The sequence below is a fragment of the Pseudomonas sp. LBUM1676 genome (assembly GCF_059695605.1).
The window spans coordinates 2,379,765-2,406,176 of the sequence record NZ_CP166777.1; the positions used below are offsets into that span (position 1 = coordinate 2,379,765).

The 26,412-nt window shown below is 54.2% G+C and carries 30 protein-coding genes and 2 pseudogenes; 14 read left to right on the plus strand and 18 right to left on the minus strand.

Annotation, left to right across the window (positions count from 1 at the left end; genetic code table 11):
- Positions 1–23: 23 nt before the first annotated feature.
- The 6 genes and pseudogenes from ACA041_RS11195 to ACA041_RS11220 form a co-directional block, all read left to right on the plus strand.
- Entirely contained in the window at positions 24–458 is a 435-nt protein-coding gene (locus tag ACA041_RS11195) for a hypothetical protein (protein WP_497441148.1), read from the plus strand.
- Entirely contained in the window at positions 455–1,930 is a 1,476-nt protein-coding gene (locus ACA041_RS11200; RefSeq protein WP_497441149.1) for an ATPase domain-containing protein, read from the plus strand. The genes ACA041_RS11195 and ACA041_RS11200 overlap by 4 nt, the downstream gene beginning before the upstream one ends.
- A gap of 9 nt (positions 1,931–1,939) precedes the next feature.
- Positions 1,940–2,974, plus strand: a complete 1,035-nt coding sequence (locus ACA041_RS11205; RefSeq protein WP_497441150.1) for a sensor histidine kinase — start codon at positions 1,940–1,942, stop codon at positions 2,972–2,974.
- Positions 2,975–4,058: 1,084 nt separating this feature from the next.
- A protein-coding gene (locus ACA041_RS11210; RefSeq protein WP_497434342.1) for an IS3 family transposase occupies positions 4,059–5,278 on the plus strand; the annotation gives its coding sequence in 2 pieces (ribosomal slippage) (positions 4,059–4,404 and positions 4,404–5,278; 1,221 coding nt in all).
- Between the two features lie 205 nt (positions 5,279–5,483).
- On the plus strand, positions 5,484–5,696 hold the full coding sequence (locus tag ACA041_RS11215; RefSeq protein WP_497441151.1) for a hypothetical protein: 213 nt from the start codon (positions 5,484–5,486) through the stop codon (positions 5,694–5,696).
- Positions 5,697–5,837: 141 nt separating this feature from the next.
- Positions 5,838–5,963: pseudogene (locus tag ACA041_RS11220) on the plus strand (integrase); the annotation flags it as partial.
- Here the strand turns inward: ACA041_RS11220 and ACA041_RS11225 are convergent.
- The 3 genes from ACA041_RS11225 to ACA041_RS11235 all read right to left on the minus strand — a co-directional run bounded on the left by ACA041_RS11225 (position 5,956) and on the right by ACA041_RS11235 (position 7,715).
- Positions 5,956–6,618 carry a hypothetical protein gene (locus ACA041_RS11225; RefSeq protein WP_497442216.1) on the minus strand — a complete coding sequence of 221 codons (663 nt, stop codon included), beginning with the start codon at positions 6,616–6,618 and terminating at the stop codon, positions 5,956–5,958. The pseudogene ACA041_RS11220 and the gene ACA041_RS11225 overlap by 8 nt on opposite strands.
- Positions 6,619–7,057: 439 nt before the next feature.
- A complete protein-coding gene (locus ACA041_RS11230; protein WP_497441152.1) occupies positions 7,058–7,318 on the minus strand; it encodes a hypothetical protein in 261 nt (86 codons plus the stop codon).
- Positions 7,319–7,505: 187 nt separating this feature from the next.
- Positions 7,506–7,715, minus strand: a complete 210-nt coding sequence (locus ACA041_RS11235; protein ID WP_497441153.1) for a hypothetical protein — start codon at positions 7,713–7,715, stop codon at positions 7,506–7,508.
- Positions 7,716–7,888: 173 nt separating this feature from the next.
- Between ACA041_RS11235 and ACA041_RS11240 the strand changes: the two genes are divergently transcribed.
- Positions 7,889–8,149 carry a DUF1652 domain-containing protein gene (locus tag ACA041_RS11240; protein ID WP_497441154.1) on the plus strand — a complete coding sequence of 87 codons (261 nt, stop codon included), beginning with the start codon at positions 7,889–7,891 and terminating at the stop codon, positions 8,147–8,149.
- A 34-nt stretch (positions 8,150–8,183) separates the two neighbouring features.
- On the opposite strand, the gene ACA041_RS11245 is transcribed toward ACA041_RS11240, so the two are convergent.
- Positions 8,184–8,594, minus strand: a complete 411-nt coding sequence (locus tag ACA041_RS11245) for a response regulator (RefSeq protein WP_497441155.1) — start codon at positions 8,592–8,594, stop codon at positions 8,184–8,186.
- A 332-nt stretch (positions 8,595–8,926) separates the two neighbouring features.
- The gene (locus ACA041_RS11250; protein WP_497441156.1) at positions 8,927–9,109 is read right to left on the minus strand and encodes a DUF2934 domain-containing protein; all 183 of its coding nucleotides are present in this window, start codon (positions 9,107–9,109) and stop codon (positions 8,927–8,929) included.
- 818 nt (positions 9,110–9,927) lie between these two features.
- On the opposite strand from ACA041_RS11250, the gene ACA041_RS11255 reads away from it, so the two are divergent.
- The 3 genes from ACA041_RS11255 (at position 9,928) to ACA041_RS11265 (ending at position 11,218) form a co-directional block, all read left to right on the plus strand.
- On the plus strand, positions 9,928–10,185 hold the full coding sequence (locus tag ACA041_RS11255) for a hypothetical protein (protein WP_497441157.1): 258 nt from the start codon (positions 9,928–9,930) through the stop codon (positions 10,183–10,185).
- A 303-nt stretch (positions 10,186–10,488) separates the two neighbouring features.
- Positions 10,489–10,773: a hypothetical protein gene (locus tag ACA041_RS11260; protein ID WP_497441158.1), complete on the plus strand. Its 285-nt coding sequence runs from the start codon at positions 10,489–10,491 to the stop codon at positions 10,771–10,773.
- A 133-nt stretch (positions 10,774–10,906) separates the two neighbouring features.
- Positions 10,907–11,218, plus strand: a complete 312-nt coding sequence (locus tag ACA041_RS11265; RefSeq protein WP_497441159.1) for a hypothetical protein — start codon at positions 10,907–10,909, stop codon at positions 11,216–11,218.
- A gap of 238 nt (positions 11,219–11,456) precedes the next feature.
- On the opposite strand, the gene ACA041_RS11270 is transcribed toward ACA041_RS11265, so the two are convergent.
- Positions 11,457–12,512 (minus strand): AraC family transcriptional regulator, encoded by a 1,056-nt coding sequence (locus ACA041_RS11270; protein WP_497441160.1) that lies wholly within the window; start codon positions 12,510–12,512, stop codon positions 11,457–11,459.
- On the opposite strand from ACA041_RS11270, the gene ACA041_RS11275 reads away from it, so the two are divergent.
- Positions 12,511–13,107, plus strand: a complete 597-nt coding sequence (locus tag ACA041_RS11275; RefSeq protein ID WP_497441161.1) for a hypothetical protein — start codon at positions 12,511–12,513, stop codon at positions 13,105–13,107. The genes ACA041_RS11270 and ACA041_RS11275 overlap by 2 nt on opposite strands.
- 203 nt (positions 13,108–13,310) lie before the next feature.
- Here ACA041_RS11275 and ACA041_RS11280 read toward each other — a convergent pair whose 3' ends face one another.
- The 3 genes from ACA041_RS11280 to ACA041_RS11290 form a co-directional block, all read right to left on the minus strand.
- The gene (locus ACA041_RS11280; RefSeq protein ID WP_497441162.1) at positions 13,311–13,580 is read right to left on the minus strand and encodes a hypothetical protein; all 270 of its coding nucleotides are present in this window, start codon (positions 13,578–13,580) and stop codon (positions 13,311–13,313) included.
- A gap of 1,728 nt (positions 13,581–15,308) precedes the next feature.
- Entirely contained in the window at positions 15,309–16,124 is an 816-nt protein-coding gene (locus tag ACA041_RS11285; protein WP_497441163.1) for a DUF1206 domain-containing protein, read from the minus strand.
- Between the two features lie 413 nt (positions 16,125–16,537).
- On the minus strand, positions 16,538–17,992 hold the full coding sequence (locus tag ACA041_RS11290) for a sensor histidine kinase (protein WP_497441164.1): 1,455 nt from the start codon (positions 17,990–17,992) through the stop codon (positions 16,538–16,540).
- Between the two features lie 461 nt (positions 17,993–18,453).
- Here ACA041_RS11290 and ACA041_RS11295 point away from each other — a divergent pair, with 461 nt between their 5' ends.
- Complete coding sequence (locus ACA041_RS11295) at positions 18,454–18,654, plus strand: hypothetical protein (protein ID WP_497441165.1); 201 nt, start codon at positions 18,454–18,456, stop codon at positions 18,652–18,654.
- A gap of 333 nt (positions 18,655–18,987) precedes the next feature.
- A protein-coding gene (locus ACA041_RS11300) for an IS3 family transposase (protein WP_497434342.1) occupies positions 18,988–20,207 on the plus strand; the annotation gives its coding sequence in 2 pieces (ribosomal slippage) (positions 18,988–19,333 and positions 19,333–20,207; 1,221 coding nt in all).
- 537 nt (positions 20,208–20,744) lie between these two features.
- Here ACA041_RS11300 and ACA041_RS11305 read toward each other — a convergent pair.
- Together ACA041_RS11305 and ACA041_RS11310 are read right to left on the minus strand one after the other, a co-directional pair.
- Complete coding sequence (locus ACA041_RS11305; RefSeq protein ID WP_497441166.1) at positions 20,745–21,110, minus strand: hypothetical protein; 366 nt, start codon at positions 21,108–21,110, stop codon at positions 20,745–20,747.
- Positions 21,110–21,562, minus strand: coding sequence for a hypothetical protein (locus ACA041_RS11310; protein ID WP_497442217.1), 453 nt, complete (start codon positions 21,560–21,562; stop codon positions 21,110–21,112). The genes ACA041_RS11305 and ACA041_RS11310 overlap by 1 nt, the downstream gene beginning before the upstream one ends.
- 285 nt (positions 21,563–21,847) lie before the next feature.
- Between ACA041_RS11310 and parS the strand changes: the two genes are divergently transcribed.
- Complete coding sequence (gene parS / locus ACA041_RS11315) at positions 21,848–22,297, plus strand: type II RES/Xre toxin-antitoxin system antitoxin (RefSeq protein WP_497441167.1); 450 nt, start codon at positions 21,848–21,850, stop codon at positions 22,295–22,297.
- Positions 22,298–22,431: 134 nt separating this feature from the next.
- Here the strand turns inward: parS and ACA041_RS11320 are convergent, their stop codons facing one another.
- The 7 genes and pseudogenes from ACA041_RS11320 to ACA041_RS11350 form a co-directional block, all read right to left on the minus strand.
- Positions 22,432–23,397 (minus strand): endonuclease, encoded by a 966-nt coding sequence (locus tag ACA041_RS11320; RefSeq protein ID WP_497441168.1) that lies wholly within the window; start codon positions 23,395–23,397, stop codon positions 22,432–22,434.
- A gap of 131 nt (positions 23,398–23,528) precedes the next feature.
- Positions 23,529–23,756: an AbrB/MazE/SpoVT family DNA-binding domain-containing protein gene (locus tag ACA041_RS11325; protein WP_497441169.1), complete on the minus strand. Its 228-nt coding sequence runs from the start codon at positions 23,754–23,756 to the stop codon at positions 23,529–23,531.
- Between the two features lie 155 nt (positions 23,757–23,911).
- Positions 23,912–24,350: pseudogene (locus ACA041_RS11330) on the minus strand (DUF411 domain-containing protein).
- 27 nt (positions 24,351–24,377) lie between these two features.
- Positions 24,378–24,650, minus strand: coding sequence for a heavy-metal-associated domain-containing protein (locus ACA041_RS11335; RefSeq protein WP_338920291.1), 273 nt, complete (start codon positions 24,648–24,650; stop codon positions 24,378–24,380).
- Between the two features lie 252 nt (positions 24,651–24,902).
- The gene (locus ACA041_RS11340; RefSeq protein ID WP_497441170.1) at positions 24,903–25,154 is read right to left on the minus strand and encodes a DUF2933 domain-containing protein; all 252 of its coding nucleotides are present in this window, start codon (positions 25,152–25,154) and stop codon (positions 24,903–24,905) included.
- Between the two features lie 124 nt (positions 25,155–25,278).
- A complete protein-coding gene (locus ACA041_RS11345; protein WP_151141722.1) occupies positions 25,279–25,677 on the minus strand; it encodes a hypothetical protein in 399 nt (132 codons plus the stop codon).
- A gap of 99 nt (positions 25,678–25,776) precedes the next feature.
- Positions 25,777–26,247 carry a hypothetical protein gene (locus ACA041_RS11350; RefSeq protein WP_497441171.1) on the minus strand — a complete coding sequence of 157 codons (471 nt, stop codon included), beginning with the start codon at positions 26,245–26,247 and terminating at the stop codon, positions 25,777–25,779.
- Positions 26,248–26,412 lie beyond the last annotated feature (165 nt).

The following is a 26,412-nucleotide window of genomic DNA, read 5'->3' on the forward strand; positions in this document are numbered from 1 at the left end:
TGCCCAGCAAAAATTAGTGAGCCATGTCCAGGGAAAGCGAAGAGGGCCGCCAGATCGTAGCTTCTCTGGCGCGCCGGGTCGGTGACATTGCTGATCTTGCAAAGACCGCCCACGCAATTATTTCAACCTTGCAGGATATGGACGCAGCCCTCAGGCCCATCATCGGCCAGCAAGGGGTTGTCGCGCTTTATCGCCGCAGCCTCAATCTGTGCGTTTCCAATCATCCGCGACTGGCCGGCACCTGTGACAGAGTGCAGGCAGGCATGGATTTGATTGCCCTCAAATCCGTAATCGTTGAGCAAAGCGACGCCGATGCGCTATTTTTCGGTGAAGTGTTGCTGACTACCTTTTACGCACTGCTGACCACGCTGATCGGGCCCTCGCTCACCGCACGTTTGCTTCGTGGTATGTGGGAACCTTTATTGAGCGACACCCCTTCGCAGGAAAATTCGCCATGAGCACCAAAGTGACTATCAACCGCCTGGCCACCGGTGTGCCAGGACTGGACGAGGTGCTGGGCGGAGGATTGCCGGAGTTTTCGTTCAACCTGATCGCCGGCCCGCCTGGCTGTGGCAAAACCACCCTGGCGCATCAGATGATGTTCGCCCTGGCGACGCCCGAGCGCCCGGCGCTGTTCTTTACCGTATTGGGCGAGCCGCCGCTGAAGATGCTGCGTTATCAGCAACAATTCGATTTTTTCGACAGCGATGCGATCAACCAGTCGATTCGTTACATCAACTTGACCGATGACACTCTGGCCGGGAATCTGGACGAAGTGCTGCGGCGCATCGTCAGCGAAGTCGAGGCGCACTCTCCAGCGCTGGTGTTCGTCGACTCGTTTCGTTCGGTGGTGCTGGCCAGCCAGACCCAGGACAACCCCAACAACAACCTGCCGCAGTTCGTTCAGCAACTGGGCATGTTGATGACCACTTGGCAGGCGACGACCTTCCTGATTGGCGAGTATTTCACCGAAACCGACACCAACCCGATTTTCACCGTGGCCGATGGCCTGATCTGGCTGCGCCAGAGCGTCGAGCGCAACTCGATGGTGCGCAAGCTGGAAATCATGAAGATGCGCGGCCAGCCGACATTGCCGGGGCTGCACACCTTTCGCATTGCGACGTCCGGGATCAAAGTCTTCGCCCCAGCACCGACAAATCTGACTGAAGCACCGCTGGAGTTCCCGATCAAACGCCTGAAAATGGGCCTGCCGCAGCTCGACGAGATGCTGGGCGGCGGCCTGCCCCGGGGTTATTCCTTGTTGGTGGCCGGGCCGTCGGGGTCGGGCAAAAGCATTCTGGCGGCGTCTTTCCTGGCCGAAGGCGCACGCAACGGCGAAACCGGTGTGATCGCGGTGTTCGAACAACGGCCCAATCATTTTCAAAATGCCGCCCTTATTCAGTTGATCCAAAGCGGTCAGGTAGGCTTGGTGGACAGTCGTGCACCGGACTTGTCCATCGACGAAATCGTCCAGTTGCTGTTGGCCGAGATCTCTCGCCTGAAAGCCACTCGTGTGGTGATCGACTCGTTGTCGGGCTTCGAGCTGGCGCTGGCGCCGACCTTCCGCGAAGACTTCCGTGAATCGCTGTCGCGCATGGTCACCGCGCTGACCAGTGCCGGGGTCAGTGTGCTGATGACCTCCGAGCTGGAAGACCGCTACACCGACTTGCGTTTCAGCCCTTACGGCACGGCATTTCTCACCGACGCGATCATTGTCCAACGCTATATTGAAGTAGAGAGCCGCTTACTGCGCATCATGGCCGTGGTCAAGGTGCGGGCCAGTGCCCACTCCGATGAGCTGCGCTTGTACCGCGTCGATGAAAACGGCTTGCAGATTGGCGAAATGCTCCATGACCAAGAAGGTCTGCTCGGAGGCCGACCCACAAAGCGGATTTCAGGTGTATCACATCCAGGAGATAAAAATGCTTGAGCCCGACTCATGAATAATGTCGATGGCACGAATGAGCGTGAAATCGCTAATGCCGCTCACGAACTCTTCCTGCTTGGCCAGAAAACCGTTGAAGCACGCGCCGTGTTAGCAGCACTGCAAAAAGAGCTGAGCGACGCCAGCAGTCGGCTGGTGGATAGCCAGCAGGTTGAGCAAGTGATTGAGACCAATCAGCAGCCAGTACCGGCGAAACTCATGGTGCAGTCAAACGCTATAGTTGCCCCACGCTTGGAAGAGCAACGTTTGTACCAGGAACTGCGTGAGGCTAATGCTCAGCTGGTCATAGCCGCACTCAGCGCTCAAGACCTTCAGGCTGTAGCCGAGCGCGCACTGAGTCAGCAAAAAAGCATACTGGCGACGGTGGCTCATGAGCTACGTAACCCATTGACCCCCATCAGCATGATTGCAGAACGTATGGTGCGACTGCCAAGCGATCAGCTGCCGAGGATGCGGGAGTTGATCGAAGGCCAAGTCCAACATATGTCACAGTTGGTCGACGATCTGCTGGACGTCTCCCGTGCCAGCACTGGTAAGTTGCGACTCAATCGCCGCGATGTCGACATGATTCAAATTCTGCGTGAGGCCATTGATGCGTGCCGCCCTTTAATGGACGCACAAGAGCAGCATTTCAACGCCCATCTTCCCAACGGCATCTTGATGGTAAATGGTGACCCGGGGCGCCTCGCGCAGATTCTCCACAACCTTCTGGCGAATGCGGCTAAATACACCCCGACCCACGGTAGGATCAAACTGTCGTTAACGGTAGCGTCCGACGTTTTGAAAATAACCATTTCCGACAATGGAATCGGCATTTCCGCTAAAGCACTCCCGTTTATTTTCGACTCCTATGTTCAGGACGTACATGCCGTCGGCTTCAATGGGACAGGCTTAGGCATCGGGCTAACAGTAGTCCGCGAGCTGGTTGAGGCGCACGGCGGCGAGGTTACCGGCATGAGCGATGGTGATGGCAAGGGTAGCGAGTTCGTGGTCACGTTACCGTTGGTGATCCATTCAAGAAAAGGATAAGAAACGTGAACAGTGGTTCATTTGATTCCAGGGGGCACGCCCCTGTTCCAGCCAGACAAAATGACTCCCGTCCATCGCTCGGGCTGATCCATTAAAAACCACAATCAAGATTCTTGGTGGGTACTGCGACTTCTAACTTCGAGTCAGACCCGCTGAGCACAGGATCCGACATGAACGCAACGGACGACTTTAGATTTAAATCTCATGAGCTGCTTTTAGATCTGGATGCAGCTATTAGCAAAATGATGATGTTGGTCGCAACTCGCGATCTTTCCGGTGAAAGGTGGTGTACGGCTGTAACGCGACATTCGGACGCGTATGCAGCTTGGAGTTCACATCTCAACGAGTCATCGCTATCGAACCCTCAATCCTTTAATTTTGAGAATTCACATCTGGATCACTGAGCGGAATGAGAGTGGGCATGCGACCAACCGGCCCAAGCCTGCCCACATAAGCCAGCAACACGAGTGTCAGCCACTACCCGCACGTAGCGCTTATACGGAATGAACACCTGCAGAAGCAGAGAAACCAGACCAAAGCCGACTGCGTAGAATTGAGACGATCCGCCTATCAACAGCTTCAACGCCGCCCCCCCGCTTTTCGCTATGCCCTTCATATAAAAAAGTGTCGACTATTAGCTCCCTTTAAGGGCCCTTTGTATGTTCAGTGTTGCAACGGCAAACTTCACTAATAGTCGAGGCCAGGAGTTGCTAGCGGGAGCGCTCTCGCCGTCCACGGCGATTAAGCGCGTATACACATCCGCCAAATAACAATGCCACGCCTGCAGCAACCAGGATGGACGGTCTGTGCTTGGCTGCACGCCACCCACCTTCAATGCGGCGAACACCACTTGGCGGCGCAAACAGATTCCCTGATGACGATTCAGACTGTGGGCCATGTTCTACACCCAGGCGAGTCAACCATCCTGACAAGAGCGGGAACCCCGGTACCAGGAAATGCGCCAGACGGGCCATCGTGGCCGCACCTCCTACAGTGGTGCTGGGTCTTGGACGTTGTACGAGCCCCATGAAAGACAGGACACCGTTTCCCCCTTACGATAAGGGATAGGCAAACGGTTATGTTTATGACTAACAGCAACGATAAGAGTGGGGAGCTTTTGGGTCAGGAGCGGCGGCGCCGCTGGAGCCCGGAGCAAAAGCTGGCCATGGTTCGCGAGAGCCTTGAGCCAGGACAAAGTGTGTCGGTGGTCGCTCGGCGCAACGGCATCAATGCCAACCAGTTGTTCCTGTGGCGCAAGCTCTATCAGGACGGCAGCCTGTCGGCGGTCAGCGCGGGTGAAGCCGTGGTGCCGGCCTCTGAGCTGAGCGATGCACTCAAGCAGATCCGTGAACTGCAACGGATGCTGGGCAAGAAGACGATGGAAGCAGAAATCCTCAAAGAGGCCGTGGAGATCGCCCGGTCGCGAAAATGGATTGCGCACTCACCCTTGTTGCCGGGGGACGACCAGTGAAGCTGGTCAGCGAATGTCTCGGTGTGGCGCGCTCGCAATTAACGGTTCGAATCAAGCAATCGGTATCGCCCAAAGTACGGCGAAGCAGGCCTGTGAACGACGCGGAGTTGGTGGCCGAAATCCAGCAACAGGTCAGCGAATTGCCCAGCTATGGCTACCGTCGTGTCTGGGGATTGCTGCGTCGCGCCCGTGAAACCCAGTTGCTGCCCGCGATCAACGTGAAGCGGGTTTACCGGGTCATGCGTGATCACAACTTGCTGCTTGAGCGCCGAATCAAACAGCCCGGCGTGCCGCGTCGGCACGAAGGCCGAATTGCGGTGGAAACCAGCGATACACGTTGGTGCTCGGACGGCTTTGAGTTCCGTTGCGAGGACGGCGCCAAACTGAGCGTGACCTTCGCCCTGGACTGCTGTGATCGCGAAGCCATCGGCTGGGTCGCGAGCCCGACCGGGTACAGCGGCGATGATATCCGCGACTTGATGCTGGAAAGTGTGGAGAAGCGTTTCGGTGATCAACTGCCCGCCATGCCGGTGCAGTGGCTAAGCGACAACGGCTCGGCGTACACCGCCGAACAGACGCGCCTATTTGCTCGGCAGATCGGTTTGCAGCCGGTGACCACCCCAGTGCGCAGCCCGCAGAGCAACGGCATGGCCGAGAGCTTCGTGAAGACGATCAAGCGGGATTATGTGGCGCACATGCCCAAGCCGGATCGAGAAACGGCGCTGCGTAACCTGGCAATTGCCTTTGAGCATTACAACGAGCAGCATCCGCACAGCGCTTTGAACTATCGCTCACCGAGAGAGTTCAGGCGCTTGGCAGCGGCATCCATTTAATGGGGAGTTGGTGTCCGGTTTTGTAGGGGCAAGTCCAGGTCGTCTACTGCCGGTCATAATCAGGGGGCGTGATAGTCAAATTCGGCCCTAAGGACTGGACAGGTCAAATGCAAACAATTGGGGAGATGTGTGCAATTACCCGCCCAGGCTCTGCCAACGGCGAGATGGACTAGGCTTCCGGCATCTTTCCTCAAGGACAACCGCTATGCCAGATAACTTTGATTGCAAGATTGCCACGGCGGACGTTTTGCTCTTGCACAACCAGCACGCCCTGGGTGCAGCGATAGAAGAAATAACCAAGTGGCTTTCAGAAAATGGGGTAGGGGTTGTCGCCGCTAATGCGGTGTCGGCCATGGAAACGCTGGACACTAATGCTCAAGCCATCACAGATTCCATTATGAGGATACGCCAGTCATAGATTACTCAGCACAGGACTGCCCTCCGATTGAATGGCCCCTGAATTTGTAGACACCAATTACTGGCAGCTATGGGTCGGATAGCAACCTCCACTCATTCTGATTGATCCGCCCTAGTCCTTCCTTAACGTGGAGGACGAGCCATGAACACTATTGCATACAGCCATCAGCCTTGGAACAAAGGAAAGCTAGTCGGGCAGAAAGCCCCGCTTCGAGTTAGAGATATCTGGGCTATTTGGATCAGACTCCAGCTGACGTTGATTACTCGACGGCATGGGGGGAAAATCCCAAGGTTACAACACCCTCAGCAGCATCGCTCATCAGGCGCTGAGCATAGTCGAGGAGGGACTGCACAACGTCCTCATGTACAACAGCCTCATCGGTGTAGCGCTGTACAGTTTTGACGATGGCGTCAGCCTTGAAGCGCTGCCAAGCGTGGTGTGCTTGCCGGGAGTCGGCGAAAAGACCGAGCGTGCTTTTCTTGCCGTTGTAATGACAGGTGGAGATGAATTTTTCTTGTGCAGGGTCGTAATAGACACCCAATAGAAAGCCACGCTTCGAGCTGACATCGTTAACAAGTTGGCTTAGGTATTGAGGGACGAATCGGCAAGCGGCTGGACAGAATACTTTGTTTCCGGGTTGAGCCAGGGTTCTATTAAGGTGATATCCCTCAACAGAATTCGCGTCGTACCAACGCTGAAAGGCAGAGAAAAGTAGCCATTCATCACAAACGGTAACGCCGCGATATGTGGGGTGTTCGACTGGAGCGGTGGGGGAGTAACACACCTTAAGCATGTTCACCCAAGTGCGGTACGCGGGTATTTTGACCCTCTTTCCTGTCGCTGCGTCCGTGTAGGACATCGCGTCGCGTACGTCATTTAGCGCGACACCGTACACCAATATGTCACCACTCTTTTGAGGCACAGGAAAACTCCCTGTCAAATATCGTCACGGCGAACGCCTTCGTCGCTTGAGGTAAGGACGATATATCCCTAATGTCCATTTTTCACCAAAAATTTTCCACCCCTAGATCGACGATTTTGCGCCAGTCCCCCCCGGCTCAAAATTTAATGAACTTGGTTTACACAAGACCGGAAAGGTATTCCATTTTCCGGTGTCACATCACGTTTGAAGGTGCGAGAGGATGTCCGCTAATGGCCGATGTCTGCCTGTCGCAAATCGCTGCAAGTGCCCAAAATGGACATCATCGAATGTGTAAGTTATGGGCCGATTGCAACCTGCAATGAATGTTGGCACTCGATCCGTGCTGCATCACAGTGAACGAACGACAGCATAAGTGGGATGTAGCCATACGGGTGATGTAGGCATATCCGAAATCAGCCATCAGCTCAGAAATGAATTGTCATACGTCGATCTGCAATTCCAAATCACCATTTTCCAAGGGGCGCGTGTGAGCGACCGTGCCGGTTAAGTGTTTGCCTGGAGAAATGAAAATGGTCATCGAATGTGCCTTGTGCAAGTCATCTGGCACTGGAGAAAGCACCTGCACCTGAAAAGCGCCCGGCGTGATAGGCGTTATGACAACATTGCATTCAACGCTTTTCGCGATAGGGCCCAGTAGGGTGTCACGCATGTAATTCAAGCGTGCGGTGGTAGTAGTCATGGCGATGTCCTTGCAACGTACCGGAATGTGGGCCTAGGTTTCGGCCCTTATGCGCTAGACGAAACGTGTGACGTTTGAGTTCAACGCAAAGGCTCGACAGGTATCTCAAGGCCCATGGCTTGCCGTGCATTTTCTTAGGAAGATCGACTGCGCTGGCCGTGAGCCAGGCCCGTGACCTATTGGCAGGTCACTCGGGTGTCATGAGCACCGCAAGGCTCAAGTTGATGAACTGTTCGTTCTTGTTAATCGTGTCTAAAGCTCCACGAACGTTGCCGGCGACATCCGAAGATCCGCGCTGCTCGACCCAATTGGCCAGCTCCATGACGGCGGCTTCAAGCGCGATCTGGTTTTGATTGATCTTAAAAAGCAGTGATGGAAGCAGGTCTGAATTTGGCATCGATTTTCCTCCATGAAAAAGCCAAGCGTAGCAGTAAAAAATGAAAAATCAGCCTGGTCAGCTCGATGCCATGGCTATGAAACAATTCGTCGTGAATTTTGCTTCGGCACGTTCCTTGACTATTGGGTTTCTTAGACAAAACTGAGTTCAAATTTCCCATGTGAAGGAACCTTATGATTTCCGCTCTTGAGCTCCGACATATCATTGAGAGCGGTTTATTACCGCGCTCCTGCACCTGCACCGTGAACCCCAAAGGGGCGCTTTTGATCAAGATGATTGAGCCATCCTCGGGCCGTGTAGAATTGTTTGTCCCCGGGGTGTTGGCATCGGCTCTCACGTCCAGTCGGGCGATTTCAAATTTGATCAGCGAACTCAGAATTGAAATGTCGGCTCGCCAAAACGCTGTGTGCGTGAGCGCGATGGTAAATGGTTGAGTTGCAGCATCAGAGCCCACCAGGTCACATCGACTTAAATCTTACGGATGGGGTGATCGGGCTGCAGGAGGGACGCCACCGCGATCACCAGATCGTCCAGTGACCAAGGTTTGTGCAGATAGGTAGTTGATGGCGGTACTGTTGTGGGATCTATCAGATATCCTGACGTCAGAATTGCACCGATGTGAGGCCATTTACCCCTTACCATCTCAATGAATTCGATACCTTGGATCTGCCCCGGAACACTGTGGTCTGCGATCACCAGCCGGCACTGATCATGCGCTTTCAACAGATAGGTTAACGCGTCGTCAGCGGTGTCGAACGCTACTGCTTTTGCGCCTATTTCAGCCACGATATCCACCATCAGCGAACGCAGCGTCGGGTCGTCTTCGATGACGACAATCTCTCCTTGAATTGGTAGTAGGCCTTCCCAATTTACGTTCACTCATCAATTCCTTAGCCGGGCAGAACGTGCCGGCATCTCTATGGTAAGGCTCTGAGTCTATGCCCAATTTCGAGATGCGCGACGTTCAAAACAATTCGTTTGATGTCTCAGGTCAAAGGATCGGTTGTGTACTGGTAGGCAAAGGGATTATCACGTGGCCGTCTCCATTGAGCACCAGGTTGTCCAATACGCAAAGATCACGCGATGTTACCTGGAGTCACCTGGACGGTTGAAAGCGCCAGGGGCTATAGAGGTAAGTGTTCGGTCACGGCGATAGCGCGCATTCGACGGTGCGCGCTATCGATGGGTATCTGCCAGTCATTGATCTTCATCTAAGAGCCAGCTTGGGATGGGTCAGCTTCGCTACCTTGCGTTGAGCCAGCGGTTGAACGGTCAAAATCCTCTTCGCCGGCTGCTTTTTCAGCAGTAAACCAGTGCTCTAGGTCTTGTCCTTGCGGCTTCCCAGCTTTTTCCCAAAGCCGATATGCAGCTTCTCGAATTTTTTGCTCATCCATCTTCGAATTCCTCCCATTTTTCACTGAGTGATTTCGGGGCGTAACGGGAGAAACAGTATCGCCTCCCGATCCGTCTAGCAGCGTAAGGGTAGACGTCATAACAAGCTCCGCCATCGCTTTTGATCGGATAGCTGTAACGACCGCCTCCGGGCAGATGCAGGCACTGCTGAAGAACAAGGGCAAAGAGCTAGGAGCGCCGCCGCTTCTCGCCAGTGCTAAGGCAAGATCGGTTGATACGACCTATTTGCACCGAAAGCGTCATCGCACCGAACTTTCTTTCGATCTTTCCAGTCGACCAAACAACAGGCTCATCAGCACGCGCGCTAGTGCCTGTGAGCACACCGTCGCAAGCGGCCCCACGACGGATCGGGTACAACTATAAATTGGTGGTCGTGATGAATTGTCTTATTTGTGTCGGTGTCGCAGAGCGCATTCAGTGTCATGGCTCATGGGAAGAGAGGGATTGCCCGGATTGTGGACGCTACCGAATTTCTGATGAGCTACTCTTGGCCTTGATGGATCAGGGCCAGATTTTCGATATCAGCAAAACGAGAGGTTGGCTTGAAAGCCGGCGTATCGAAGTTGCGATTCCTTCTATTGAGATTCATCAAGCCCTTCTGGTGCCATGAGTGGTTTGGCAGCGTTCGGGTGCCAGCCTCGCGTCAATCTCAAGTTTAAGCCTGCGAGTGATGCGGAATCTCAGGGAACGATATCGACGTCGGTTCACCCGGCCCTTTCGGAGTAAAGAGGCTCATTCCGGTTTCATGAGCACCGCTTTCGGTCTGGATAGCTACCAGCAAGCCCATACTGGAATAATCATGACTACCAGCGATTCACTTCCATCAGCGGATGGCCAATCTTCGACGCCGACCAAGGACTCGATTGCGTTCCAGTGCAGAAAGGAACGGGAATTAGCCCACGCCTATGCTCTGGAGGTTTCGGCAATGCGTGAAGCTCTTACTGTTCAGCGGAAGCTATGCTCGACGCGCATGAGGGCTTTTAGACTGATGCTGGCGGAACTGGATGTCACCACCCGCAAAGATCAGACAAGGTTGCCTGGTTGGCCGCCCGAATGATGGAACGTACAAAGTCACCCGTATAGCCGTGAGCTTTTCCGAAAGAAAAGTGGCCACGGCGGAGTCATAGGGCAGACGAGGATTAGAAAGAGCGCACATATGCGCTGAAGGCGATGACAACGGATAAATTAGAAAAGGTGTTCCGCCAAAGCGATAGCGCGCACATGTGCCGTCGAGGGCCATTGGCGCAAGCTCGAGCTATTCATCGGATCCGCAGGAGCGTTTCTTGCTGTAGTTGTCCGTAGCAGCTAATAGTTAGTAGTTAGAGTGTGGCTCGACGGTGAACTCGAAGAGGACGTGAAGATGGCCTGGAGATTCGGTGTTGTTCCTGCATTACCCACGGATACGGAATCCATGCGCAACGGAACGCGCTCTTACTGTAAAACCGCTACCGTGGGTTTTAATCTCTACGACAACGAGAAAAAGCTGCGGCTGCAGACCACCTATCAGACCCGAGCAGAGGCCGAGTATGAGTGCCAGCGGCACAACATGGAACGGTTTCAAATCGTCCATTCAGAACGGAAGGCGCAGCTCGGTCGATTGGCGCCCAATCTGATAAATTCTGCGAGCGGGCGAAATTCTGTCTGAGACTTCGAGTCCGTCGGTGGGAGCTGTCGATCTCTGGCGAGTTCAATGAAGCAAACTACAATTTTGATTTCATCAGCCGGCAAATGGCACAGCTTCTTTTTTGCCTCTGACTTCCTGTCACTGGAGTAATAAATTGCTAAATCGCCCAGATAAAGATGCCCTTCGTGCGATGCTGGAAGCTCAAGTTGAAGAAAAGCTGCAGAGCGACCCTGATGCGGTAACGACGTATGCCGCCCAACCCGATCCTGAACGCAAGCGATACACCACTAAGCCCACGGTTCAAGATAAAGCGTTCATCAAAGAACTTGAACAGATGCGTGCTGATGCTGAAGCCGGGCTGGTTCATAGACCCGTAACCGAGCAGACGAACGATGATGAAGCTGGGATTGGACTCGATGATTATCCTGGCTTAAAAGAAGCAGGCAATCCCTCCAATCAATGGTGAGTTCTGTCGCTTTTAGCTCGCGATGTAGGGACACGGCCTGAGGTTTCTTTTCAGGCATATGCGCTGACGCAATGGTCGTCGCCCTCGTCGAAGCCTTTACCCGACGCCTATGTGCATGTGTACGAAAACCCGACTTGAATACTGCAAAGACTGGCCTGGGGTTTTCCGGCCAGATGATTTCGCCTGGCGCAAACTAAGATGAGCACCAAGGTGCTCACCCCACGGCATAACACCTCCCTTAATGGGCTAGAAGAATCTTGTTTTCCTTGGCCTCGAGCGATTCTTGACAGGCTCGATACTGACCGGGCGTCATGCCGAACCAGCGCAGGCAAGCCTTGTGAAAACTGCTGTGATCGTGGAAGCCGAGTAGGTAAGTCACGTGCTGCATATTGAAATGAGAATGGCGTAGATAGAAGTCGGCCAGCTGCAGACGCATATGGTTCAGGATATCCGTGAACTGCGTGCCTGCCTTCTCCAGTGCCCGTTGCAATGTTCGCTTGCTGATGCTCAGCGCGGCCGCAATCGATTCCATATTACATTGGCGCTGTGTTTTTGCCTGGCTCAGGCGTTCGGCGATCAGCGCACGAATCCTGCACACCACGGTGGAATCATTTAGCAGGTCAAGCTGACCGTTGGCATAGCTTTCATGGAGCTTGGCCAATGATTCGTTGGCCATGCGCAACGGACGCAGTAGCTCCTCACCATCGAACAGGATGCTGTCATAGGCTGCCCCGAAACGCAGCTCGCAGCCAAACAGCTGCTGATGCTCATGGATGTCTTTCGGTTGGGGATAGCTAAATTCCACACACAGCGGTCTCAACGATTTGTTGCCACTCAGCCAGCGGTAAACACCTAGCAGGGCTCCGAGGCTGGCATCGGTGTACTGGCGGGGTTTGATCGAGCCGCGTTGATGGTGATCGAACGTGGCCAGGCGATAATGCTGTTGTTCCTGGACAACAAACATGGTGAAACCTGTGCCGATCAACGGGCTGAAATGAGCCAGTCGTTCGAATGCATTTTTGAGGTTCGAACTGGACATCATGCTATAGCCGACGATCTGAAACATGCCTGGATGGAAGTGCTCGGCCGATTTCAAACCGATGTTTGGATCGCTGGAAGCGTGAGCCGCCAGATCCAAAAGGCGGTAGATAGTGCTTCGTTCGCAGAATGATCCCGGTATAGCTGCGAGCTTCATATCAAGCCCAGACTCCTGGCAAAGACGGTCGACATCCAATCCTTGCGCCGAAAGCATTTTCACCAGCACGCAGGCATAGCCTGCACTCATTTTATACATGATGATTCATCTCCCTGTTGAATCAGACATCCATGGCCACTTAAGCCAAATCGGCGGCCTTGTGTTATCGAAAATGTTGGGTGTGCCGGGGAAGGTGGTATTGCGTCATGAGCGATCGCAGGTGCTCGATGGCGTGATCATATTTAAGATCGGCATATCGGCGCTTTTCCTGGTACTGGCTGAAGGCTGCCGTATCCAGGTAGGGCCGATCCAAGATATCCAGGGCCGCGCAGCTCAAGCTTTGGGCTTCGCTGAAAAGCAGGTTGTTTCGCTGAAGGGCCAGGTTGAGACAGGATGTGGATTGAGGGGACTTTCGAGTGACATTCATTGCAGTACCATTTTGCTTGATCTGTTTTTATTTTTTTTGCTCAACCTGCTCTGTGTCATTGGCAGGCCGGCTCGGGTCAGAAAGTCTCCGCACAGCTACAATTTCAAGGCGATGCCCACCAGTAAACCTCTCCATGGCGACGTCGCTAGGCCAATCGGCTCCAACGAGGAACTAATGGGTGAGATTCACGAGCTCAGGCCTTGGACTGTTTGCTCATATGGAAGTCAAAAGGGTCATAGCCTCATGTTCTTCCATCAGCAATCGTAGCTGAAAATTCGCTGCTGGCACGCCTTCTAGCAATCGTCGAGTATCAATAAACGCACCGTGTAGGTGATCGTTCCTGACCATGATGACTGAACTATGTGAATTATTTGTGAAATGTAGAAGCGGGCAGGTGATGCTGCTTCAGAAATTCAAGCCTTGACGCCGGTTATGGATTTTCGCCCCGATCGAGCGAAGTCAGATGATTTTTAATGGCGAGCCAATCTGTTTTGCTGCGACTCCGTCTCGGCGTCTAGCACTTGAAGCCGGTGATGTTCGTGCTTTTGGACGAGAGAGAGATATTCGTCGACGTCTGCCTGCTTCCGATGCTCCTGTCCCAAGAGCGACTCGCTCAAAAAATTGAATCGCATGGATTCCTCAAGCGTCAGGCCAGCAAATACTTCGTTGCCCTGATGGTCTTCACTGAGGGCTCGTATTTTTTTGAGGTACGCACGCTGCATGTCGGTAAGTACAAGCATCCAAATGTCCTCTTAACTGCCACAGGGAAGGTGGGCTGCAGTGCGCAGAGTTGCTCACCCCAAATTTTTGAGGGCTGCTTGTATGGGGTCAGCGGCGCTTGAAAGTTCCACCCAGATTCATTGGCGAAGAGGCACCTATCCAACGAGATTTGCTACGGCGAACGGCTCGTTTACGTCGGCCTCTGCCGGGTATCCGCGCACAATCGTAGTCAACTATTGGGATCTTTGCTGAGCGCAGGGATGTACTGCGAAACGACTGGCGGCGCTGGTCGCTCGCGTGGATGGTGTGAAAGGAGTGCAGCGAATCGGCTTATTTGAAGGTCGCGCCATGACGCCGCTCGATTGCTGCACCAACCTTCTCCAAACGCTATTCTACAAACTTGTACTTCAAAGCCTTCAATCAACAGAGCAGACACACGGATGGATATGGCGACGTCGGATAAGAAAATGGGAGAGGGCCATTTCGGTGCAGCGCATGCTGGTCAGTTAGACAGCTTGGTGAAGCTTTGCAAGGAACACCCAGGGTATGGATTGCTGGCTTGTAGCATCGCGGAACGCTTTGACCCCCGCGCGTCTGTAGATTGCGAAAAGGCCACCAATTTGGTGACAATGCTATGCAGACGCCTTGCAGAGAATGAGAGCGAGGCTCTGGCGGCCATCATCCACCAGCTTTCGAAATTTAGAGATGTTGGTGTGCTATCTAAACTCGACGCCGCTGCGCTTATGTCAAACGCATACGACCTAAGATCTGTGAGGCCTTGAACGCCTGAGGCAGTGCGCAGGCGCTTGACGGAAAACTCTCATCCCTTCTTACGATCCTGCCAACCTTTTCCGGGCCGCTTGGGCTTCTCATCGGAAACTGCTGAAGTCTACTTGCTGTGGTGGCATATAGCCGCTAATAGTGAGGGGGCGCAGAGAGGACGTGAAAATGAATTCGAGATTTGTTGTTGTGCCTGCAGTCCCAACGGAAACGGGATCGATGCGTAACGGAACGCGCTTTTACTGCCAAACCGCCCCTATTGGCTTCAACCTCTATGATAATGAGGAAAAGCTGCGGCTTAAGCCAACCTATCAGACCCGAGAAGAAGCTGAGCGTGAGTGCCAGCGGGTTAACCTCGAGCGGTTACAAAGCGTCCTGTCAGAGTGAGGATCCATTCCGATCCTCTAGACGTTCACCAATGCCAGACGGTTACTCGACGTTAGGCGTTCTGGCGACCAGCAATCAGCGGGGGGTTAAGCGGTGCGGTAACGTACTTCCATCTCCCGTGGATGCTCGGCGTTCAATAGTGAGCAAACAACCTCTGCATCAGCCCGGACTTCGAATACGCCATGCTTGCTAGCTGAGCCTCCCTCCACGAGATCTACAACCCTATATCGCTTACTGCCATCGTCCAATTTGGTGGTTCCAATCACCTTGAATCTCGGCTGCATGGTGCGTTCCTGGCTGAAGAATGGTGCTCTACAAGTACCGGTTTGACTTCATGATTTCAACAGCTGGGCAGGACTGAGCTGAGACAATTTATGACAGCGCATCGTGCTTTCTCCGTGAGAAGGACGGCGCATCGGTGAGTTAGGGATCCGCATTTCTTCTTTACAAGGAATGTCTATCAGAGGTCGAAAAAAAGGCTCTAGCTGCTCACGCTCCCAAGGAAACGCCATAGCGCTGCCAGCTTTCAATAGACCCGACACAACCTCAGGCGACCAGCAGTCCTCGCAGTAGTCATTTGCCTATGCGCTCGGTACTCCAGGCACATCCATGTTGATCTTGCGCCAAGCAGCTTCGGAAAAGCTGTAAACCGAAAAGGCGATCATCCCCAAGGCCATCACCATCAAAATCAAACCTCCCGCCGGTAGATTCTGGAGAGCATCGAGGGCCTCCTTCATGCCAGGCGGATCCATGGTTTTGTAATTTGATCCGCTGATCATCAGCAGCAGGGCGATCTCGATAAAGACGACACCACGGGCTATCAGGCCGAATTGAGATACCGGGCGGACGTAACGCATACTGTCTTCGTCAGCTTCAAAGTATTTCTCAAATGTCGCTTTCCATCCCTTGATGATGTGAGCAATGCCTACGCCGAGTGGTACGAGTGCGAAGAGGTACACCAGTAAATTTGAGTGTTCCCAGGACAACAGATGCGCCAATAAATCCTTGGTTTGCTCACCTCCGGAATTGCCCGAGCTTCTGATGCCGCTGACGAGTAGGCCCAAGGCAAAAAACGCCAGCGCGCCGTTGACTACACCACCCGCCAGCAAACCTGCACGGATTACCAACCCCTTTATTTTTTTACCGTGATGATCAACGTCGCGTATTGCCTGCAACACTCGCCAAGCGGCGAAGGCAAGTAGACCAGCTACCACCAGCCCGACCAAAACGTAGCCGAACGGCTGACTCAGCAACGCTTCCAAGCCCCTGTGACTATCCTTCGGTTTGGTCGAGTCGAGAGCCGCCAACAGAGCGAAAATACCGATGATCAGATAAAGAACGCCTCGAGCGGCATATCCACCCCGTGCGGCTACGACAAGGCTCTGTTGCGCGGACATGAGATCTGATTCCAGAGAAGTTATACAGGAGCAGACCTATCTGGTCGGGGGGGGGTCGATTGAAGGTTGGGTGGGATCGTCTCTGGATTTGATTCCCTCGTCAAAGCTTGTACTGCAGGCGCTCAAGGGCTGACCCTCCGACAGGTCAGAAGCTCGATTTGATCAGTGCCATAGTGCTGCCAGGTTCGAGATCCCCAACTCGAACGTCAGACGACCTTGTAGTCCTAGCGGTGGTCTCGGCTGTCGCAGTCACTGATACCGGAGCCTAGATAACTGTTACCTAGCCTAAGTGGCTGCCGGTATTGAAATTTAGTCTGGTAACAGTTTTTGCGAGATTCTAGGGGGTAATCCGATCAAGAATGGTCTGGCCCGCCTGCGCCCACTGTGCGCAGTCTGCATTGGCACCAGCCTTTCTACGCAGGGGGCCTTTCCACAACTCTGAAACTCAAGCGTATCGACGTTCCCAGTTGTTCGTCGCTGGTCAGACTGGCTGCTCCGCCAAAACTTTCCATAATCTGCTTCACCATGATCAGGCCAATACCGAGCCTGCCTTGCTTGGTGGTGTAGAAGGTTTTGAAATCCAGCATTTGTTGCTTCCGTGAGTCTCCTTCCCCGGTGTCATTGATAATGAGATTCCACCATTCCTGATTTTCATCAAAATTGGACTGGATGGTCAATCGCCCGCCTCTTGGCATCGCCTCCATGGCATTGGCAAACACGCTATCGAAGATCTGAGAAAGCAAAAGCGGATTACTGGCTATCCGGGGGGCGGGTTCATTTTTGAAATCGACCTGGATTCTTGATTGGGTGAGTTGCAAGCTAAAGTTGTTCAGTGTGGCCTGTACCAACGCCATTGGCTCCACCTGTTTTGTCTCTCCATGGATCGGGCGTAAACACAGCAGTAACTCATGCACCCACAGCGACATCCGATCAACCTGACTGACAATATCGGCAATATTCTTCTTGGCGGGTTGGCCGTCCATGTCGTTCGCCAATTCTGCGCTTGAGCGAATGCAGGCGAGGGGGTTGCGAAGACTATGGGCGACGGCAGTGGACATCTCAGCCAGGCCAACGTAGGTCTTGTTGGCAACGACTTGGGCCTCTTGTGACGCCAGCAGGATCGATGCCCGTCGGGCGATCCAATAAAACCCGAAATAAAGCAGCAGACCGCCCATCGTGGACAGCCAAATGATCAAGTGCCCACGATTGAGTCGCTCAATCAGATCGAACGGCTCCCTGTAGATTTCAACCACCGCCAGAATATTCCCCCGGTCATCTACAAGAGGGATGTAGCTCTCTATAAAGAACATTTTAGGGGATTGCAAAAACTGCTGCTCGATACGGTCTTCATCTACATCGCTGTATTTAGTGGAGACCCGGTCTTTAGAGCTGAATGCCTCTTCAAGCTCGTCGTTCACAAATTTTTGCCCAATTAACTGTGGATTGGTTGACCAAACGACCGTCCCAAGCGGGGAGTAGATGGAAATCAGGAGCGCGTTTGGGATGTGCGAAAGGTAGTACAGGAACTCGGAGGGCACCCCTTGCCAATTCTGCGACATTTCGTTCGGCTGCGTTCCAAATGGAGCAAGTGTTAGAACATTTCCGATCCGCCTTCCGTCGAGTTCATGATGTCGTATCTCACCCTTTGCGATGGTCTGGATAAACTGCGCTGACATCAGAGCATCGCGTTCAAGACTCTCGGTGACTAGAAAGCGCGTTGACACAGAGCCCAGCCCAAAAGCTATTGCGCTGATAAGCAGGAAACTGACTATCGAAAACCACCGCAGTAGATTGAATTGTTTTGTGGGAGCAATCGAGTCTGACTCTCCCCGAGGCAGACGCTTAAACAATGCTGATACTACATGCATGGCGAATGTCCTAAGGTGCGCTGCTTATCCTACTGTATCGGCCTGCGTTGCCTAAATGATCGCCAAGCACTGTCTATGCCAAAAACATACGGCCATGCAACGAGGGCTCTGGCCACCAGTGCAATCAAATTTTTGTGGAAATTCCGACAGCACTGAGGGCCAATGTAGGGGGATAACTACAGTCAACTCTCGGGGGAATTCCCCGGTGTTGGGGGAAGGTGAGGCCGAACAGGAGAGGATGCTTGCGGGAAAAATTTCCTATCACCTAGAACACCCCAGAACATTGAAAAGCTTGAGATGTCAGCCATCAACTTCAACGGCATTAGGCGTGATAGATCAAGCAGCGACGCCGGGTGCTGCTCAAGGGGTTTCGCGCAGGCCTGTGGACGATGGCTGACAAGCCGAAGCTCGGTTAGCTTGCCCGGGTGCTGTGTACTGAGCTATTCGGCCATGCGCTACTGATGGTGGCCGAAGAAGATGATGAACTGTGCCATTCCTGCACCGATGATGAGGTGACTGAAATGATCGACAAACGCGACGGCGTAACGAAAAAACCAATCCCGAGCCAGGAAACGTATTTCCCACGGACGAAGTCGGAGCTGCCGGGGAAGGACGTACAACCTTCCCAGAAGAAGGCACTGAAGGCTCCGTTCGATGATTGACGGTGTGCAGCACAGACGACAAAGCGCGCCACGTAGAGCGCCCTTTGTTTTTACTGGGGGAGCATGCCGTCAGCCTCAGTCCTTTTGAGCAGCAGGGACATTTCACAGAGGTAATTGAGGTCGCTACATCCGCCTGGGAGTTTTGTCGCACAGGCTTGAGCTACTTCCGCAGCAACGAATTGAGCCTCTTTCGGTAAAGACAGGTAGGTGTCCACTACCCAGTCGACATCCACGTCGCACATCTCCCCGCCAACCCTAAGCATTGTACGAGCCCCATGAAAGACAGGACACCGTTTCCCCCTTACGATAAGGGATAGGCAAACGGTTATGTTTATGACTAACAGCAACGATAAGAGTGGGGAGCTTTTGGGTCAGGAGCGGCGGCGCCGCTGGAGCCCGGAGCAAAAGCTGGCCATGGTTCGCGAGAGCCTTGAGCCAGGACAAAGTGTGTCGGTGGTCGCTCGGCGCAACGGCATCAATGCCAACCAGTTGTTCCTGTGGCGCAAGCTCTATCAGGACGGCAGCCTGTCGGCGGTCAGCGCGGGTGAAGCCGTGGTGCCGGCCTCTGAGCTGAGCGATGCACTCAAGCAGATCCGTGAACTGCAACGGATGCTGGGCAAGAAGACGATGGAAGCAGAAATCCTCAAAGAGGCCGTGGAGATCGCCCGGTCGCGAAAATGGATTGCGCACTCACCCTTGTTGCCGGGGGACGACCAGTGAAGCTGGTCAGCGAATGTCTCGGTGTGGCGCGCTCGCAATTAACGGTTCGAATCAAGCAATCGGTATCGCCCAAAGTACGGCGAAGCAGGCCTGTGAACGACGCGGAGTTGGTGGCCGAAATCCAGCAACAGGTCAGCGAATTGCCCAGCTATGGCTACCGTCGTGTCTGGGGATTGCTGCGTCGCGCCCGTGAAACCCAGTTGCTGCCCGCGATCAACGTGAAGCGGGTTTACCGGGTCATGCGTGATCACAACTTGCTGCTTGAGCGCCGAATCAAACAGCCCGGCGTGCCGCGTCGGCACGAAGGCCGAATTGCGGTGGAAACCAGCGATACACGTTGGTGCTCGGACGGCTTTGAGTTCCGTTGCGAGGACGGCGCCAAACTGAGCGTGACCTTCGCCCTGGACTGCTGTGATCGCGAAGCCATCGGCTGGGTCGCGAGCCCGACCGGGTACAGCGGCGATGATATCCGCGACTTGATGCTGGAAAGTGTGGAGAAGCGTTTCGGTGATCAACTGCCCGCCATGCCGGTGCAGTGGCTAAGCGACAACGGCTCGGCGTACACCGCCGAACAGACGCGCCTATTTGCTCGGCAGATCGGTTTGCAGCCGGTGACCACCCCAGTGCGCAGCCCGCAGAGCAACGGCATGGCCGAGAGCTTCGTGAAGACGATCAAGCGGGATTATGTGGCGCACATGCCCAAGCCGGATCGAGAAACGGCGCTGCGTAACCTGGCAATTGCCTTTGAGCATTACAACGAGCAGCATCCGCACAGCGCTTTGAACTATCGCTCACCGAGAGAGTTCAGGCGCTTGGCAGCGGCATCCATTTAATGGGGAGTTGGTGTCCGGTTTTGTAGGGGCAAGTCCAAGCATGAGCTTGGTGCCATCCCTGAATTGGGCCTTGAGGCGTCTCATCACCGCTTCGTTGAAGCTATGTACGTCTTGCTCGTTCATCATCTGCGCCATCAAGTGTGCCGGATTGCCAAGCCATTGTGGCCCCCTCGTTCTCTCCAATCGCGTGCAGAGCACCACGCATGAGTTATGGTCAGTACAGAAGATGGTGGCCGAGAATGCAGACCACAAGGCCGATAATCAGCCAGCCAATTTCGGTTACAGATGTGCTCACGACGCGACCTCCTGCTGGTCGAGGATAGCCTTGGCGATCAAAACGGCCTCGATGTTATCCCGCACCGCGCCTTCAAGGTAATCCTGCATCCGATCAACGGCGCGGCCGATTCGGGCCGCTTTTGTTTCAGCGTCAGTGTTGGCAGCCGTAGTATCCGGCAATAGCCGCCAATACGAACCCGAGCTGCGCCCCACGGTTCGCCCACTTCATCAAGTCGATGCCCGCGAAGGCTTTTCTGATGTTCATCGCCCGATGATCACCCACGCCAGCAGGCCAAGGATCAGCCAGCCGACTTGAGTCGAAAAGCGCAGGCACAGATACCGCCAGGCTCTATCGAGAATGTGAAATGGCCGGTACGCGGCGTTCAGGAACACACCGAGCGTGAAGACCGCACCAAGCGCAACCCAGAACAGCAGCCATTGGTCACGGGCGCCAATGATGAGGGCCATCGCCCCAAAAAACGCGGACGATATAGCGGCCACCGTTATCACCACGGGTAGGACTTTGAGTGTCAGCGGTTCCTTTTCTGGCAGCAGCAAGTCAACTGTCCTGTAGGCTGCGTGCTCAAGGTCGTATTCGTCGAGGTTGCCGTCGTCATTGCTGTTCATTATCTGCCATCGCTCAAGTCGTCCAGGAACGATTGTAGGCTGCCCTCGTCGGTGCCACTGCCACCAATGTCGCGCTCGATCCGGGGCGCCGACGCTACGTTGTGGCTCAGGGCCGACGCCGCCGAGGCTGCCGTCGAAGTCGCTGCCAGCATTTCCAGGAACTCGGCGGGGTTGCCGCCTTTCTTCTTGCCACCCGCGTCTTCGTCTTCCGGCGGCTTCGGCCGGCCAACGCCACGATTAAGCACATCGTTGTATAGGTCACGTCGCAGCCGGGGATCTGTCGCAGGGTTGATCGCGTCGTCGATCTGCCGCTGGAGCATGATCTTGCTCCACTCGAGGGCCAGCATCTCGACTTCGTGTTGTGCCTTGCACTTGGCGGCACGCTGCCTGGCGAGTTCGTCGCCTGGCTTGGGTGCGAGCTTCCACGGGCATGAGGCCGTGATAGATCTCATTCCATGGTTGGATGGAGCTTGTCATCATGATGCGTTTGCCAAGCGCGACGTCCGTCAGCACCTGGCAGACCTCGCGAGAGGTGAGAGGGGCGTTGTGTTCAAATCATTTGCGTCTGACTCATCGCTTACCGATAGTTAAGCTGTGGGGTGAAGTGACGTTGGTGGGGAGGTCGCTCCTTCGGGCCAACTGGGCCCGGCTCAATATTAGCTTCCCGGGCGACTTTTCAGAGAGACTATGGGTTGCTGCGGCTGCGGCTGCGGCAATCTCAGTCGACGGAGGTGCGAGTGCTGCCATCGTTAAAAGAGTACCAACCTGAGGAGTCAATCTCAGGAAACATTTGGACAGCCTTGGGCTTGCCTTCACGCGGCACCTCCCTTTTTGACCTCGTTCGCATTGGACTACCTTTCGGATTTCTCGACCGGATAGCGAGCCTTCTTCAGATCAAGCGAGAGGTGATTGCTAAGGCTATTTGCGTATCGCCCTCAACGTTGAAGCGCAGAGCGAAAGTAGGTCGCTTCAACAGCGCAGAAAGCGATCGCTTAGTCTCCTTGATCGCTGTTTTTCAGGAAGCGCTTGTCTTGTTTGACGGTGATGTGAACGCGGCGAGAGGGTGGATGGACTCGCCGGCTCGGGGACTTGGTTCGAAGCGTCCCTTAGAGATGTTGGGGACTAGAGTAGAAACTGAAGCTGTGCTCGATCTCATCGGTCGACTGGAGAGAGGAGTCCTAACTTAGCTTCATCGCACGCTTCACAGGGATGGCAGCTCAGGTTGATTGTTGCTATCGCTTCTTCGGGCCAGTGAGGCCCGGCTCGGTGTGACGCTTTATTGAGCCGGACACTCCGTAGATTCCCCAATACGCGACTGCAGTTACTTGCAGTTGCCTGCTTTACGATATCCCGCCGCCTGGGCTTCAGACTCAGAATCAAAAGTTATTTTATTTTTCGCCGACACTTGATCGTAGCTAGGACACCCAATAGCGAGGTGATACACCTGAGTTTTCCGGTTACCAATGATCGTACTTACTCCGCTCGCGCTCGCTAGGGACGGCTGGACTGGTGCTCGCGGAGGATTAACAGGAATGGGGCTAACTACGCCGTCACCAACCGCCTTGTACCCTTGAGTCCATTGACGGTCACCGGTTACGAACGGATTGGCATGCCCCATGATTGCCGAAATGCGCCTATCACGCTCTTTCTCCCAAGCCGACACCGGGTGCTGCTTGTCCCAAGCCATCAGTAGCTGTTGCTGCTGACGAGACATGTTCAGATCGTATCTGTCGAACATGTAAAAGGTTGTCCTAGCGACCAGCCCTTTAACCTCGTCACGCGGTTCCGCCGCTCGTTGATCGAAATCAACTCGTGTCTTGCACTGCCCATACTGCGGCGCTACACCGGAAGCCATACCGTAGTTGAAGTTGCTGCGGTCACCATTCACCTCCCCAACAGATGGGTAGAGGTTGAACAGGTCTGCCTCCATAGCTCGAAACACGGGATCATCATCTACGCAATGCTCTCGACCACCGTTCTGCCAACATTGGCGTTGGTGACCGAATGTCCAGGCAGGGACGATGTGTTCCCACTCAGTCCGTTCCGCGCGGCTTTGTTGTTTCCTGGTTTGAAAGCCGCAAGATTCAGCATCAATCCGGCCACCGGATTTACCTACCCACGTCCACTTGCAACCGCAATACAACTCGCCAAGGGCACTATCAGCCTGGTCAAGGTAGATTTTCTGCTTTGCGATGACCTTCGCTTCGGAAAAGGTCGATGGAGGGCTTGAGAAGGCGGGGGTAATTACCGAGAGGGTTAGCGCTACTACGGAAAGCAGTTTTTTCATCGGACAGCTTAAGCAATTGAAAGGGAAAACATTATACGCACGACTTCACGGCTGCCGAGGGAGAACGGGGCATCTAAGATGCCGCCAGCGAACCGGCTGTTAAGGGCAACGAGGAGACCCTTTGCGTGGCCTCATTTATCCTGGGAGCTGCCATGCTGCTCGCTATTCCAAGCTTCGGTGAGCTCGTCTATTCGATCCGCAATTTGATGCTTTTTCGATAGGACAAGGCAGCGCGTGTTCCCGACAAATTCTTCTATCAAGTACACAGAGTCGCCAACATCCAGTTCGAGCTCCTGCAGCGCTTCGTCCGGAATTCTAATAGCACCGTCACCATCCCAATCTTCGATCATGATTCTCATAGGTGGCTTTCTCACGCGTGGTCTCCGTTGCTTTTGAGTCGGTAATGGTAACTTGCTTTCCCACTGCTCAATTGTAGAGTAATGAGCCTCTGTTTCGACCTTAAACCTGGCGTCATGACCAGCAGCACGATGGACTAGCAGCCTTTAATTTGTCGTCAATTACTAGGATAATCGGTGACTACTTGATCGGTGCCCGTTAGGGTCTGACCTATCACCTGATACGGCTGTTTGGTTTGGCCGTACTCCATTCCAGGCGAACCAGCGGGCATACCAGGCACCGCAACTCCGACGAGGTCGGAGTGATTCTTCAGGTCGAGAATCTGTGCTACCGGTACATGCCCTTCGACAAATTTTCCGTCGATCATCGCGGTATGACAGGAGGCCAAGCGCGGAGCGACGCCGAGACGCTGTTTCACCGCTCATGTTGGGCTCGACATGGTCGCGCACGCTGAAGCCATTGACTTCAAGATACTTTATCCAGTCCTTGCAGCAGCCGCAGTTAGGATCGCGGTAAACGTCGATGACTTCAGCGGCGTGTGCCGCTCCGGTCATGAGTAGTGTCGTGAACGCAGCGATCCGCAGACTGGTATTCATGGGAGTTCTCCCGTTTAAAAATAATGCTTACCGGCAGCAGCAACCGCCGCCGTTCCCGCCACAACCTGAGGTTTTCTTACTCGCTACGCTTTCCACTGTCGCCAGCTGTGCTGGATAGCCCGCGTTCTCCAGGGCTGCAAGCAGCGCATGGCTGTCCGAATCGCCGCTGACCTTCACCCGTCCGGCTTGTAGATCCACTGTTACGTCACTCACTCCTTCAAGTGGGCGCAGCGCTTCGGTGACATGTTTGACGCATGAACCACAGCTCATGCCCTGGACTTGCAGTTCAACGGTTTTCATCGATGACTCCTCACAAAAAAATGATCGTAGAAAGACTGAGGTATGTGGATTCGTGTGGCCTTGGCTTTATCCTCAACCTTGCCATGGTAGTAAGGTCAAGCAGACTCTATCGCTCAAACAATTGAAACGCGGCGCAGGCGCAAAGCGTTGAATACCACCGACGTCGAACTCACGTTCAAGGGGGCCGACTGGTTGAGGCTCAGGCTGTCGTATTAGGTTGTGCTCTTGACGAAGCTCAGGGTTGTGCATGAGCTAACGCCTGTTCGCATCCTTGGTTGAGTCTGAGGTTTCTCCGTGATGACTGTGACCACCGTGGTGGTGTCCGAAAAAATGCATCAGCGGGCACAACAGTAAAATAATGTAAGGCAGTAAGCCCAGCATATGGCCGTAGTGTTCTCTTGCTAGATAGAACAGCACGATCACCTGCAGCATGCCCAGCGCTATGCCGGGTTTGCTCCTCCAAAATGTTGGAGAGGTGTTAGCGGAATGTGGTGAATTCATCATGGTTCTGTACTCCCGAGGGAAGTGCTGTTAGTGATACGTCGTATAGGCCAACGGGCGGAGGTTTTACCCTTGGCATATTGGCAAAGGTAAAACCGACGTTGCATTGCCTACAGGCTTGTACGCGTCACTTGCTCATCGGCATCTTCATCATGCTCGATTGCTGATCCATCATTTTCATCATCATGTTCATCATTCCCATCTCCATGCCGTCTTTGTTGCCGGCCATGCCCATGCCATGACAGTTCTTATGCATCATGGCCATGCTGTCCTTCATCGTCTTCATGCTCTCCTGCATGGCGGCGTGTCGCTCGGCAGGGGTCTTAGCGGCGGCTGCCTTGTCGTGTGCAGCCTGCATTTTTTGCATTTGCTCGGTCATGACATTGTTTTGCATCGGCGTAGCTGCTTCGCTTGTCTGGGCGGGCGTGGTCGGCGTCTGCTCCGGGTGATGCTCATCGACTGCCGAGGCCATGAGTGGGCTGCTCACGAGCAGGGTGGCGAGGATAAATTTCAATGAGGCATGCATGGCAATCTCCAAAGGGTGAGGACAACTCAGGTAATACCAAGCCGCACCAGGTTGGCGCAGTCAGACGATGCGCCGAAGATCGGCGCGCAGAAGGTCGGATTAATCGTTGAAACGGACGAAAATCAGGCGGGCAGGCGGTCTGGCCGGTACAGGGCGCCGTAATGCAAGAAAGGCAAAAGCGGAGGGGGTGGCGGGATAAAAAATCAGCAACGCAGGGATCAGGAGCAGAAACGTCCAACTGAACAGATCAAATATTTGAAGATGGAGCGAAGGACTTACAGCTATCGCCGCATCGGCGCAGTGCTGAAGGCAGCCGAGGGCGTGGGCGTCGTGGCTATCGTGATCTTGCGCGGTGTTCAGCGAGACATGCGTTGTAGCCGGATTGTGGCTGGGCTGTGCCAGACATCCCTGGGTCGCTGCCAGACCAAACGCTAACACCCACAGCACGATGGCGAGGCGTATGAACGTTGGTTGACGATGGCGAAACCAGAACATGGAGAATCTCCGGTACTGATTAACGGGTTTTGATTTTTCAACATACAGCGCATCGAAGCGCCACGGTTGATCCACATCAATACATGCAGGCGGTGTCGGCTCCTGTGGTGTGGCCCAATCGCAAGGTCAACATCGACCTTTCAGATGTTTACCCCTCTTTGTCGTCCTTTACTAGCATCTTGTGGTGCACCGCCCCTTTCACCATTGCTGAGCCAACCAGCTTACGGAAATGTAATCACC